Consider the following 13,294-nt stretch of genomic DNA (forward strand, 5'->3'; position numbering starts at 1 on the left):
TGAACAATGTGACGTTTACACTCACGGACTCGATGGGCCGTTACCACTACGCCACCTGGTACAGCCGCGGCGAGGACGCCCTCTCTGGAACCGCGTCGGTGCCCGTCGATGCTACGTGGGCGGCGGGCGCGCTGAATCTTATTTCGATTGATGTTTACAGCGCTGGCGCCTACGTGAATTACCGGCCTGGTGCGCCTGCCTACAAGAGCCCCTCGGGTCTAAAGGATCCCAGGCCCGTGGACTTGGACTTCGCTGGAGCTCAGTCGGCAATCGCTACTTGGATCATCGTTCCCTCAGAGGTGATCTTCACTGATAGGGACGGCACATCGGAGGATACATACACTGTTCCAGCGCTGAAGGGTGTCGACTACCTGGTGGGCGACAATGTCGTTCCCGCCGGCACCTATCCGGGCACGGGCGACGTCTCCGTGACCGCCAGAGGCAAGGCTGATTACGCCTTCGAACCCGGCGCGGTTTCGGAATGGAGGACGACGTTCACGGCGACCCCGTATGAAGTGGCTCCGGCGGCGGTGGTGTTCACGGACAAGGAAGGCACCGCCGAGGATTCGTACATAGTCCCTGAGACTGAGGGCGTGGACTACCTGGTGGGCGACAATGTCGTTCCGGCGGGCACGTACCCGGGGACCGGGACGGTGACTGTCACGGCTAGGGCCAAGGCCGATTACGTGCTCAAGGCCGGTGCGGTGTCGGAGTGGTCGGCGACGTTTAAGGCGACCCGGTTCCTGGTTGCTCCGGCGGCGGTGGTGTTCACGGACAAGGAAGGCACGGCCGAGGACGCGTACACGGTCCCTGAGACTGATGGCGTGGACTACCTGGTGGGCGACAAGGTCGTTCCGGCGGGCACGTACCCGGGGACCGGGACGGTGACTGTCACGGCTAGGGCCAAGGCCGATTACGTCCTCAAGGCCGGCGCGGTGTCGGAGTGGTCGGCAACGTTCAAGGCGACCCCGTACCTGGTGACGCCGGCTGCGGTGGTGTTCACGGATAAGGATGGCACGGCCGAGGATTCGTACACGGTCCCGGCCTTGGCCGGTGTTGAGTATTTCGTCAATGACAAGGCTATTCCGGCGGGTACCTATCCGGGCGCCGGGAAGGTGACTGTCACGGCGAACGCCAAGCCGGACTTCGTTCTGACGGAGGGCTCTGCAGCGTCATGGTCAGCGACGTTCAAGGCGACCCCGTTCCTTGTGACGCCGGCTGCCGTGGTGTTCACGGATAAGGACGGCACCGCCGAGGATTCGTACACGGTTCCCGCGACGGACGGCGTCGAATATTTCACTGGTGACAAGGTTGTCCCGGCGGGGACATATCCGGGCGCCGGGATTGTCACGGTCACGGCGAACGCCAAGGACGATTATGTCCTCAAGGCCGGCGCGGTGTCCGAGTGGTCGGCGACGTTCAGGGCCACCCCGTTGTTGGTGACGCCGGCTCCGGTGGTGTTCACGGACAAGGACGGCACGGCCGATGATTCGTACACCGTTCCCGCCACTGAAGGCGTGGACTACCTGGTGGGCGACAAGGTCGTTCCGGCGGGCGCGTACCCGGGCACGGGGACTGTGACGGTCACCGCCAAGACGAAGCCCAACTACGCTCTTGTGGTGGGTGCACTCGCGTCATGGACAGCAACGTTTAAGGCGAGCCCGTTGTTGGTGACGCCGGCTGCGGTGGTGTTCACGGATAAGGACGGCACGGCCGAGGACACGTACACGGTCCCTGCTATGGCCGGTGTTGAGTATTTCGTCAATGACAAGGCGATTCCGGCGGGTACCTATCCGGGCGCCGGGACGGTAACTGTCAAGGCGACGGCCAAGCCGGACTACGTTCTGACGGAGGGTCCCGCGGCATCATGGTCAGCGACGTTTAGGGCGAGCCCGTTGTTGGTGACGCCGGCTGCGGTGGTGTTCACGGATAAGGACGGTACGGCGGAGGACACGTACATGGTCCCGGCCACGGAGGGCGTCGACTACCTGCTTGCTGACAAGGTTGTTCCGGCGGGTACCTATCCGGGCACGGGCGAGGTGACAGTGACTGCCAGGGCCAAGCCGGACTACGTTCTGACCGAGGGTGCTGCATCATGGACGGCGGCGTTCAAGGCCACCCCGTTGTTGGTGACGCCGGCTCCGGTGGTGTTCACGGACAAGGACGGCACGGCCGAGGATTCGTACGCCGTTCCCGAGACCGTGGGCGTGGACTACCTGGTGAGCGACAAGGTTGTTCCGGCGGGTACCTATCCGGGCACGGGCGAGGTGACAGTGACTGCCAGGGCCAAGCCGGACTACGTTCTGACCGAGGGTGCTGCATCATGGACGGCGACGTTCAAGGCCACCCCGTTGTTGGTGACGCCGGCTGCGGTGGTGTTCACGGAGAAGGACGGTACAGCGGCCGACACGTACGCCGTTCCCGCCACCGAAGGCGTCGATTACCTGGTTGGTGACAAGCTCGTTCCGGCTGGCACGTACCCGGGGACCGGCACAGTGACTGTCACCGCCAGGCCCAAGCCGGACTACGCTCTGGCGGATGGTGCTGCGGCCACTTGGACGGCCACTTTCAAGGCGACTCCGTACGTCGTGACTCCGGCGGCTGTGACGTTCGCGGACAAGGACGGCACTGCACAGGACAGGTACACAGTTCCCTCCACACAGGGTGTTGATTACCTCGTGGGCGGGAAGATGGTCGCTCCGGGCTCTTACCTGGGTGCCGGCACGGTCACGGTGACAGCCAAGGCGAAGCCGGACTACGTGCTCAAGGCCAGCACGGTGTCATCCTGGTCCCTGACCTTCAAGGGGACTTTCCGCTTTACATCTGTCGTGGGAACGGGCGACCTCAACGGCGACCGGAAGGCTGACGTCCTGGTCCGCGACAGCAGCGGCGCACTGTGGCTCTACCCGGGCAACGGTCGCGGTGGCTGGCTCACCCGGATCAAGGCGGGCACCGGCTGGAATGGTTTCACCTCGATCGTTGGGCCTGGCGACCTGAACAGCGACGGAAAGGCGGACATCTTGGCCCGCGACACCGCCGGGGCCTTGTGGCTTTACCCCGGCAACGGCCGGGGAGGTTGGCTCGCACGGATCAAGGCGGGGACCGGCTGGAACGGGTTTACCGCCATCGTAGGTCCCGGTGACATGAACGGTGACGGGAAAGCCGACGTGCTGGCCCGCGACACCAGCGGAACATTGTGGCTGTACCCAGGCAACGGCCGGGGCGGCTGGCTCGCGCGGATCAAGGCGGGAACCGGCTGGAACGGGTTCACCGCCGTCGTCGGTGCTGGCGACATGAACGGCGACCGGAAATCAGACGTTCTGGCGCGCGACAGCGGTGGAACGTTGTGGCTCTACCGTGGCAATGGCCGCGGCGGATTCCTGTCACGGACTAGCGCAGGCCCCGGCTGGAACGCCATGACATTCATTGTCAGTGCCCGAGAGTTCAACGGCGATGGCCGGAACGATGTCCTGGCCGTGGATTCAGCCGGAGTTCTCTGGCTCTACCGGGGTAACGGCACCGGTGGCTGGCTCGGCCGTGTGCAGGCAGCGACCGGCTGGAACTGACGCCCGGAGGCCAGGGAAACCCCTGACAGGAAACGGCCGCCGCGTGAGTCACGCGACGGCCGCCGTCGCCTACTAGATGCAGGAGTGGTCGTAGTCGAATCCGCCGGAGACGTACTGGGTGAGCGTGATCTTGCCGCCGGCGGTGAGCGGGGCGTCGGCGCATTTGCGCTTGGCGACGGCGAGGGAGTTGGCGCCGGCGAGCCAGCTGGGCAGTCTGTAGAGGTTGCTGGACGACGGAACCGTGCCGGCAATTTGGCGCCACTGGGTTGCGGTGGAGTAGATGCCCGTTCGGGCTCCGATGCTGGCGTAATAGGCTGTCATGCCCTCCAGATCGGCACGGTTCGCGACGGTGTCGGTTGACCAGCTGTTACCCGTCTCCACGTCAAGCCACCACATGTAAGAAGACGGGTTGCTGACGCCCCGGATGTTCGCATTGTCGTACGCCTTGGCGTATCCGTACATGTAGGAGCAGGCGGCCCCATAGGAGCCCTGGGTGCATTCGCCGTACGGGTTACTTACGGTGGTGCCGCCGTACGCGTTGCTGGTGGGCCACCACGACCCGGCTGCGCCGGGGTTTGCCGTGTTGGCGTACAGGGCCACCAACGGCTGGCCCGTTCCGCCCGTGGATGTGCCCGCCCACGAAAGCTGCGTGCCGAGGCACGGGTTCGTGGTGTTGGCCAGGCCGTTGTTCACGCCGACAATGCCGAAGCTCTGGCCCGTCGGCAAGGCTTTGCCGCACTGGGGCCACGACACGTCGTTGCCGGGGCCGGGAGCTGTGGCTGCGTGCGCCGGCAAGGCGGCGAACGTCAGGAGGGCTGCCGCGGCGGCTGCGGCCAGCGGCAACCGGAAGCGCCGTGTGGGGGCAGTTGGGCTATGAGGAGACATCGTCGGCCTTCCGGTCGTGACTGAGCAAAACAGAAACCCAGCATGAGCGGAGCAGACGTTCGTGGTCAAGAGCGCGGAGCGCGCAGCCCATAATCACGGCTGTCTACTCTTTGAGTCCTACAGGTAGTCTCCGTTGCCCAAATTCTCTTCCAGGGTGCGGCACCCGGACGGGGGACTTTTACGGCTAGACAGCTAAACCACGCTGACGGCTTCCGGCCATTCCGGGGGCGTTACCCTGGGAAATGAAAATGTATTTATAGGAACGGCCACGATGCGTTCTTCCCGTAGTAGTCTTCTCGAAGGTCAGAGCCCTATACCACTTAAGGGAGAGGTGTTCTTAGCCAGCACAGGGCTCAGCCGGTGCGCCGACATATAAAGGAATAGCCGATGTCCAGGGACGAGTCATTTCCGGCGGTCACCGGCGCAGAACAAAGTCCGGAGCCCGGGGGCACGGACTCACCGCCACAAGACGTGGACCGAACGACGCTGCGCGGCCAAGTGCTGGATCTGATCAACGATGTCCTGACGGATACGGTCCCGGAGGGGGCGTGGGCCAGGACGCAGTTGCGGGAGCTGTTGGCCGCGAACGCGGACGAGCCCGAACGCGCGCTGCTCCAGCACCTGATAGCAGTGACGACCACGGACCTAACAGATTCCCAAGCCGATGGCGACACACCACACGAGCAGGTGGACGGCGGCCAAGACCCGTCGGTGCCTGAGAAGCCCCGGCTCGTGCCCGGGCCGCTTGACCGGTGGGGCAGAAAACGAATCACGGCCGTCTTGGGGACCAGGATGCTGCTGACTGCTTTCCAACCCATCCGGGAACTGCCGGCGGGACACGTGGCTGGCTTCGAGGCGTTGACACGCTTCGTCAGCCGCGACGGGGCCAGCGCCGACACCTGGTTCCGGGAAGCCGCTGCCCTCGGATTGGGCCCGGACCTGGAAATCGCCGCCCTGCATTGTGCCCTGTCGGCTGCACGGGAGATCCCCGATCACTTGTTCGTTGCCTTTAACCTCAGCCCGGCATCTTGTAGGGACCCGCGGATCCTGGCGCTGCTGGAGGGCGGAGATGTGGCTTTGGACAGAATCGTTATCGAGATGGTGGGCCAGGTTTCAGGCCAGGATCTGGATGGCCTGATACGGGTGTTAGGCCCGCTGCGGCAGCAGGGTGTGCGGATTGCCGTTGACGGCTCCGGCCCCGATACTGCCTCCCCGGACCAAATCCTGCAACTGGTCCCCGACATCATCAAACTCGACCGCAGCTTCATTGAAGGAATCATCCATCCCAACCCGGCACAGACCCAGGGCACGGACCTGGTCGAGCTAGCCAAGCAGACAGGAGCGGTACTGTCCGCCAAAGGCATCGAAAGCCAGGAGGAACTGGCCGCCGTCACAAGGGCCGGTATGACCGCCGCCCAAGGCTACTTACTGGGACGGCCCTCCGTGCATCCCCTGGATTGGTCCGCCTGGATCATCGAGGCAGCAACCGCTGACGCCGCCGCTGCCGAAGAAGGGTAACCCCCGCCAGATCAGCACGGTTCGCCGTGGTGTCCGTTGACCAGCTGTTGCCGGTCTCTACGTCAAGCACACGTAGGAAGCCGGTTGTTCACGCCGACAATGCCCGAGGTATGGCCCTTCGGCAAGGCTTTCCGCACTGGGGCCACGACTTGGCGGGCTCCGTTCGTTATCCCCATAATTCCTGCGCAAATCCTTGGCCTACGTTGATCAAAAGCACCTCAAGTCGCAAATAAGAAGTAATAGGCTAATTACAGTTTCTGCACTGGAAATTCAAAGTCGTCTATCCGCTGCCCTGCGTGGGCGCGCCTGCCTGAGCGCGGTGCCCCACGCCCCGCGCTTGGCGCCCGGGCAGCGGACTGTCCTGGGGGATAAATGTCTGCTCGCAATACCACTGCCACAAAATCCGCTTCTCGCCCCGGGAAGGTCCGCGCCGTTTTGGCGGCAGGCTTGGTCCTCGGCGTCGGGGCTGCCTTCACGCTCGCTGCGTGGACGGACAACGAATGGGTGTTCGGCGGCGCCGGCCCCGCGAACAACCCGGGCACCAAAACCTACGCCATGGAACAGAATACGGTCGCTCCATTCGCTGACGGCTCCTGGACTGACCAGCCGAACGCGAACGGCGGCCGGCTGGATTTCACCATGGAGGCAGCTGACCTGCTGCCGGGGGAGACGGTCTACGCACCCTTCCAACTCCGTGCCAAGGCCGGGTCCGAAGGCCTCACCGTGTCACTGGCCGAGGCAAGGCAGGCCACGAATCCTGCCGTCGGCAACGCCAACAGCACGGCCCTCTACGCCGCCATGCGCTACCAGGCCTGGGTCGGTCTGGACGCCGCGAACTGCAGTGCTTTGGGAGACAAAACCGCGGGAACGGTTCTGGTCCCGGCGGGGTCCGAGCTGGATACCCTCGGCCTGAACGAATTCTCGCTCGCCGCCGGCGCATCCAACGCAGCCGGTGCCCCGGTGAACATCTGCTTCGCCATGACCCTGCCGGCCACCACCGTCGACGCCTCGCTGCAGGGTAAGAACGTGGTTCCACTCTGGCGCTTCACCAGCATCAACGGGTCCTAGCGCGTTCCGGTGAACCGCTTCTTCGGCAGGGCGTCCTCCTGGGGACTGACGCTGCTGGCGGTGCTGGGTGCCGGTTGCATCGCCAGCATCGCTGCCGCGGCGATCTTCAGCGTCACCTTCGTGGTTTTCCGTACCGGTTCGATGGAACCTGTGTATCCCGTTGGTGCGATGGCCGCGGTGCGGGAGGTCCCGGCGTCGTCCTTAAAGCCCGGGGACGTCGCAACCGTGCAGCGGACGGCAGGCGCCATGCCGGTCACGCACCGCGTCGTGTCGGTGACGCCTGATCCGGCGTCGAAAGAGGGCGCAGTCCTGATCCTGAAGGGCGACGCCAACAGCTCCGAGGACCCGGTGGAATACCGGGTCCAGTCAGCACGGAGGGTGCTCTTTTCCCTTCCGTCGGTCGGTTCCTGGGTCATGGGACTGCGCTCACCCTGGGCCATCGGGGCCAGCACGGTGCTGCTGGCCGCGCTGGTGGGCTGGGTTTTTTGGCCGCGGCAGGAGGCCGCCGCGTACGACGTCGATCCGCGCCTTGAGAGTCAAGCGGCACCACGGGAGGGGTGAGGGTGATGGGACGGGAACGCTGTCGGAGTGCCGTGCTTGCCGCCGCGGTCCTGCTCCTGCTCCAAGTCCTGCTTCAGGCGGGGGCGGGCACGGCCTCCGCCGACGCCGTGGTGCCCGTGCCCGAGACGGGCGGGGAGGGCATGCTGCGGCTCACGTCGTCGGTCTACCCGCTGGACATTCCGCCCCTTTCGGCCGGCGAATCTTTCAGCTGGCAGGTGGGCGTGCTGCTGGACGGCCCAAAGAGCGCCTCCGCCACCATCCAGGTGCAAGCTGCCGGCTCCCTGGCGGAGGGGCCCGGCGCCTACCGGATCACCGCCCGCTCCTGCCCCGTCCAATGGCTGGGAACCAGCGGCAGGAACGCTGCCCTGAGCTGTCCCGTTGCCGAACGCCGGATCCTGGCAGCCGAGAGCTTTTCGGCGGCCGGCACGTTGAGTTATCCCGTGGGGGATTTCACCGCACGCGACGCGCCGTGGGTGCTGTTCAGCCTGGAACGCCCGTCTACCGCCGGCCCTGAGGCCGGCACACTGAACTTCGGCATAGGGGTGGTGGCCGGCGGCGGGGACGAGCCTGCGGGTAAGCCACTCGCCTACACCGGTGCCGATCTCCTCGGTTTCGTCGCGGGCGGTCTCGCGCTGATTGCCGCCGGCGCAGGCATACTCTTGGCCCGCCGTCGGAGGCTAACGTGAAACGCTTTGGCCCGCGTCTCCGGATACTGGCGCCGGTGGCCGTGCTCACCGCGGCATCAATAGCCCTGCTCAGCTCGACCGCGGGCACGCTCGCCGCGTGGACCGACGATGAATACGTCAGCGCGTCCGCCGGAGTGATGGTGGCCGGCGACTGCAGCACCTCCACCCTGTTCCAGACGGAGTCCGCGGCGAGGCAGGTGTCCGGCGCAGTGGGCGGGCAGGACCTGGACACACTGGCGGCTGTCCAGGGCCTGACCGTCCGCAATACCGGCGGGACCGTGACGGTGGAACCGGGAACCGCCACGCAGGTGGACCCGGTGACCTACACGGCGGCTGTGGAGGCAGGAGCCCTCGGCAGCCCGTTGCTCTCGGCGGCGTTGGGTCTGAACCAACCCGCTGGCACGGCCGGGGCCTACACGCAGTGGGGGCGGGCAACCGCCAGCGGCCAGGCCGCCGGAGCCGCGGGACTGGTCAGTGACCAGTCCGGCGCCATCGATGGGACGGGCACGGCCAACGGGTCCACTACCTCGCCGACTGCGGCCAGCATCAACCTCGCGTCCTTTGTCCCGTCCTCGAATGCTGCGATGACCCTGGACGTTGGGGCTATGGCCAGCTCCTCCGAGGTGGATGCCTGCACGCTCCGTAACGGCTGGCCGAGGCTGAGCGCAAGCCCCACCGTGACCCGCGACTACGCCATCGCCGGGCTGCGGCTGAACATGTCCGCGGACTCGGTGCGGACCATGACATACGGTGTGGGTGAAACAGTGGACGGCATCACTGGGGACCTGGCCGCGATCGGCACGCCGGCAGGTTCACTCACCACAGCGGTCACCGGCGGCGTCACCGATCTGGTCTCGAAAGCGACCACAGGCCTGCTTGTGGGGCCAGTCACCACCAAGATCACCCTCGGGACTCCCGACCTTTCCGCAGTGACGCCGCTGCTCACCACTCCGCTGACGGACGGCGTGGTCACGGTGGACCTTGTCAACGCCCGGATCCTGTTCGATCTGGCCAAGCTCACCTCCGGACCTGCTGGCCTCAACAAGCTGCCCCCGAACACCCGCGTTATCCTCGACGCCGGGACGGTTCAAAGTCTCACGCAACGGACCGCGGCCCTGCTGGATACCTGGCGCAAGGCCGTCACCGCCGAGGTCGACAGGGCGCTCGCTGCCACGTCCTTCACCATGGAGACCAAGGTAACGCTGCAGAGTGTTGTCCCTCTTCTAGGAAAAATCGATGTGGCTGAAGTAGCCATCCGCTACGACACCACCCTGGGAGCGTTCCGTTCGTCCCTGCCGCCGTCGCCGTCGGTGTCCACCTCGGTGCTGGGCGCCGGGATTCCCGGCCTGCAGGCATTGCTCAGTCCCATCACCGCAGCCCTGCTCTCGGGAACAGGGCCGGTGGTGGCGGGTGCCCTCGACGCTGCGCTGTTTGGCCCCGGGGCATTGTTGCCCACCGCGTCCGCCGCCATCCAGTCCGCTGTTGTTCCGGTCGTGGGGGCCGCAACAGCGTCGCTGACTCCATTGGCGGACACCTTGTCGCTGACCGTCAACGTTCAACCCGATCAGCCCGGCGCGCCCGTCAGTGCCGCAGTTGCGGGGAGCTCGGCTGACGGGCAATTCAAGGTATCAGCCCTTCGGGTGGCCGCAGCCGGGAGCGCATCGGAAATCTACCTCGCGACGTCGTCAGCCGGTCCGGTCGTCTTTCGGCCCCGCACAGGGTAAGGACAGGCCCGGTTCCCAGGAGCTGAACCTGTTCTGGCGACGTGCTCCGTCAAGTCCGATTCTGCCGCCGGACGTTCTGCTCGGGCGCCACCTTGGCCAGCAGCGTCCGCTCGGCCATCTGGGCCATTTTGCGGGTTGCCGGCGACAGGTAGGCGGCCTCCCGCTGGATCAGGGCGATGGTGTCGTACAAGGGTTCGGCAAAGGGAACGGCCCTAACGTTTTTCGGGAAGCCAGGTCCGTTGACGATTGCCTGCGGCACAAAAGTGTCTGCCGCCCCCGTGGCCACAAGGCCCAGGGCGGTATCAACGTGTTCCACTTCGATTTCGGGATCGATCTTCAGGCCTTTGAGCCGGGCGCGCTCCAAGATCTGCCGGCGCGTGGGGTCCCGCCAGCCGGCAAACGCGTCATACAGCACCAGCTTTGACGCCGCGAATTCCTCAATGGTCATGGGACCGCGGGAGGGATCACGCTGGGCGGAGACGTAGAACACCTCATCCCGGAAGAGCGGCCGGACCTGGAGCCCCGTTTCCACCACGGGGAGAACGATCAGCCCCGCCTCAATTTCACCGGATGCGACAGATTCGGCTACGGCGACGGAATTCAGGCCCACCAGCCGTACCTTCACCTTGGGATAGCGCCGGTGGAAACGCTGGACGAGGTCGGCAAGGTCATAGTGCGCCCCGTACCGCAGGACACCGAAGGTGCAGACGCCGCCGTCCAGCGATGACATGGATTTCAGGGCCTCCACGCCGTTGTCAAACGACGTCACGGATTGCCGCGCATGGACCTGCAACTCAACGGCGGCCGTGGTGGGTATGAGCCGCCGCCCACCGCGGGTGAAGAGGCTGTGGCTGAGCTCCTGTTCGAGCCTGCTGATGAGCTCCGAGACGGACGCCTGGGTTGTTTCCAACTTTCGTGCAGCGGCAGTAAAGGAGCCGAGCTCGTAAGCGGCGAGGAAAGCCCGAAGTTGCACGAGGGTCATGGCTCATCCTATAGGGCAGCCCTATGGCACGCACGGGTTGACGGCCCGTTGTGCGATGGTTCGACTGGACGTACGTTTAGCCCATGCAGCTAACTGAACGTGACCGGGGACACATCCGGGGGAACTTCGCCACGCTGAAGGATCCCGCGGTCGGCGGCGTCCCGGCCCAGCGGCTGCCTGAGGTTATTCAAACGGTCTCGGAGATGCTCGGCGACATCGAGAAGAACGGAATTGACGCCGTCGTCCGTTACTCACAGCAGCTCGACGGGTGGCAGGGCACAAGCATGGAGCTCGGCCAGGATGAGCTGGCCAGAACCGGCGACTCGCTCTCGCCGGAACTGAGGGAAGCCCTGATGGCCAGCGCCGAGCGGACCAGGCTTTTCGCCGTCGAGCAACGCGAGCACCTCACCGATTTCGAGGTCGAGCTTATCCCGGGCGTCTTCACCGGACACAAGTACGTTCCCGTCGCACGAGTCGGGGCCTATCTGCCCGCCGGTCGGTTCCCCATCCTTGCCAGTGCCTTCATGACGGTGGGGGTCGCGAAGGCGGCCGGCGTCCGCAGCGTCATCTCCTGCACTCCGCCTGCCGGGCCCGACCACGGACACCCGGCCGTTCTGTACGCCGCGTACCTCGCCGGCGTTGACCGGGCCTTCGTCCTCGGTGGTGTGCAGGCCATGGCAGCCATGGCCTTCGGCCTTCTCGGCGAGCAACCGTCGGACATCCTGGTGGGCGCAGGCAACGCCTACGTCACCGAGGCCAAACGCCAGCTGTTCGGGCGGGTCGGCATCGACCTCCTGGCCGGCCCGTCCGAGGTCGCCGTCATAGCCGACGAAACCGCGGACCCGGAACTCGTCGCTGCGGACCTCCTCGGCCAGGCCGAGCACGGCCCGCAGTCACCGGCGTCCCTCGTGACCACGTCCAGCGAGCTGGGTGAAGAAGTCATCAGGCACATCGACAAGCAGCTGCGCACGCTGGCCACCCGGGACATTGCCGGGCCGGCATGGCGGGACTACGGCACCGTCTATGTCGCGGAGGACCGGGAAACGGCAGTGCAGATCATGGACATGCTGGCCCCGGAGCACCTGGAAATCCAGACGTCGGACGATTCGTACTATCACGCCAACCTGCAGAACTACGGGTCCATCTTCCTGGGACCGTGGTCCACGGTGGCCTACTCGGACAAAGGCACCTCTGGCACCAACCACGTGCTGCCCACTGGAGGGGGGGCCCGGTCATCAGCAGGGCTCTCCGTCTCCAGGTTCCTCAAACCGCTCACCTACCAGCGGGTCGAAAAGGACGCGACGCCGCGGCTGGCCAACTACGTGGCGACGATATCCGGTGTCGAAGGAATGGAAGCCCACAAGGCCACCGCGACGCTTCGCCTCGAGCGCTTCAACCGATAGAACCCACCACTAACAAAAGGCAGTTCATGATGAATACAAAGATGCTCCGCAGGCGCTTCGCTGCTTTGGTGCCCATGGGCGTTGTCGTTGCCCTGGCCTTGACCGCATGCGGCTCAGGAGGCGGGGCGGGCGGCGGCAGCACGGGCGGCGCTGAACAGAAGACCATTACCATCGCAACGTCCAACGATGCACCCTTCTCCTTTACCGATCAGGCGTCCGGCGAACTCAAAGGCATTGACGGGGACATGATCAAGGCCATCGCCGAGTCCAAGGGCTGGAAGATCAAGGTCTTCACCTCAGAGTTTGCCACGCTGATCGCGGCGCTGAGCGCCAAGAAGGCCGACGTCATCGTGGATGCCATGTACATTACGGACGACCGCAAGAAGCAGATCAACTTCACCGATCCCTGGTACACCGAAGGCGAAGCAATGGTGGTCCCCGCGGACTCCACCTTGGCCTCCCGGGACGATGTGAAGGGCAAGGTCCTCGGGGCGCAGACGGGTACCGTGTTCAAGGATCTGGTGGACAGCCTGGGCGGCAGCCAGGTCAAGCTCTTCGACTCACAGGCCGCCCTGCTGGCCGCCGTGGAAAACAAGCAGGTTGACGCCGTTTTCACCGACAGTGCCGTGATTGGCTACAGTCTGGTGCAGAAGCCCAACCCGAAGCTGAAGCTCGTGACGCCCTACAAGCCCTTCTACCCGGGCATCATCGGAGCCGGAGTGCGCAAGGATGATTCGCAGCTGCTGCAGGACCTGAATTCCGGGCTGGCAGACCTGAAAAAGAGCCCGAAATACCTCGAGATCCTCAAGAAGTACGGTCTCGGCGAAGCCAACATGTCCAAGTAGCATTCAGTAGCGGGCAGGGCCGGCGGACACCGCTTCACGGGAGTGCTGCCCGCCGG

10 protein-coding genes are annotated in these 13,294 nt (G+C 65.2%); 8 read left to right on the plus strand and 2 right to left on the minus strand.

Going from position 1 to position 13,294, the window contains the following annotated elements; translation table 11 throughout:
• Positions 1-32: 32 nt before the first annotated feature.
• Positions 33-3,566, plus strand: coding sequence for an FG-GAP-like repeat-containing protein (locus tag LQ144_RS11885; RefSeq protein ID WP_230118913.1), 3,534 nt, complete (start codon positions 33-35; stop codon positions 3,564-3,566).
• A 72-nt stretch (positions 3,567-3,638) separates the two neighbouring features.
• Here the strand turns inward: LQ144_RS11885 and LQ144_RS11890 are convergent, their stop codons facing one another.
• Positions 3,639-4,451 (minus strand): hypothetical protein, encoded by an 813-nt coding sequence (locus LQ144_RS11890; RefSeq protein WP_230118914.1) that lies wholly within the window; start codon positions 4,449-4,451, stop codon positions 3,639-3,641.
• Between the two features lie 387 nt (positions 4,452-4,838).
• Between LQ144_RS11890 and LQ144_RS11895 the strand changes: the two genes are divergently transcribed.
• The 5 genes from LQ144_RS11895 to LQ144_RS11915 all read left to right on the plus strand — a co-directional run bounded on the left by LQ144_RS11895 (position 4,839) and on the right by LQ144_RS11915 (position 10,008).
• Positions 4,839-5,969 carry an EAL domain-containing protein gene (locus LQ144_RS11895; RefSeq protein WP_230118915.1) on the plus strand — a complete coding sequence of 377 codons (1,131 nt, stop codon included), beginning with the start codon at positions 4,839-4,841 and terminating at the stop codon, positions 5,967-5,969.
• Positions 5,970-6,341: 372 nt separating this feature from the next.
• Positions 6,342-7,037, plus strand: coding sequence for a SipW-dependent-type signal peptide-containing protein (locus LQ144_RS11900; RefSeq protein WP_230118916.1), 696 nt, complete (start codon positions 6,342-6,344; stop codon positions 7,035-7,037).
• 9 nt (positions 7,038-7,046) lie between these two features.
• Positions 7,047-7,598: a signal peptidase I gene (locus LQ144_RS11905; protein WP_230118917.1), complete on the plus strand. Its 552-nt coding sequence runs from the start codon at positions 7,047-7,049 to the stop codon at positions 7,596-7,598.
• 32 nt (positions 7,599-7,630) lie between these two features.
• Positions 7,631-8,284, plus strand: a complete 654-nt coding sequence (locus LQ144_RS11910; protein ID WP_230118918.1) for an LPXTG cell wall anchor domain-containing protein — start codon at positions 7,631-7,633, stop codon at positions 8,282-8,284.
• A complete protein-coding gene (locus LQ144_RS11915) occupies positions 8,281-10,008 on the plus strand; it encodes a choice-of-anchor G family protein (protein ID WP_230118919.1) in 1,728 nt (575 codons plus the stop codon). Before LQ144_RS11910 ends, LQ144_RS11915 begins: the two co-directional genes overlap by 4 nt.
• A gap of 49 nt (positions 10,009-10,057) precedes the next feature.
• Here the strand turns inward: LQ144_RS11915 and LQ144_RS11920 are convergent, their stop codons facing one another.
• On the minus strand, positions 10,058-10,990 hold the full coding sequence (locus LQ144_RS11920) for a LysR family transcriptional regulator (protein ID WP_230118920.1): 933 nt from the start codon (positions 10,988-10,990) through the stop codon (positions 10,058-10,060).
• 83 nt (positions 10,991-11,073) lie between these two features.
• Between LQ144_RS11920 and hisD the strand changes: the two genes are divergently transcribed.
• Positions 11,074-12,393 carry a histidinol dehydrogenase gene (gene hisD / locus LQ144_RS11925; protein WP_230118921.1) on the plus strand — a complete coding sequence of 440 codons (1,320 nt, stop codon included), beginning with the start codon at positions 11,074-11,076 and terminating at the stop codon, positions 12,391-12,393.
• A 26-nt stretch (positions 12,394-12,419) separates the two neighbouring features.
• Positions 12,420-13,238, plus strand: coding sequence for a transporter substrate-binding domain-containing protein (locus LQ144_RS11930; RefSeq protein WP_230118922.1), 819 nt, complete (start codon positions 12,420-12,422; stop codon positions 13,236-13,238).
• Positions 13,239-13,294: the final 56 nt, after the last annotated feature.

The sequence above is a fragment of the Arthrobacter sp. Bi83 genome (assembly GCF_918698095.1).
Taxonomy (GTDB): Bacteria; Actinomycetota; Actinomycetes; order Actinomycetales; family Micrococcaceae; genus Arthrobacter.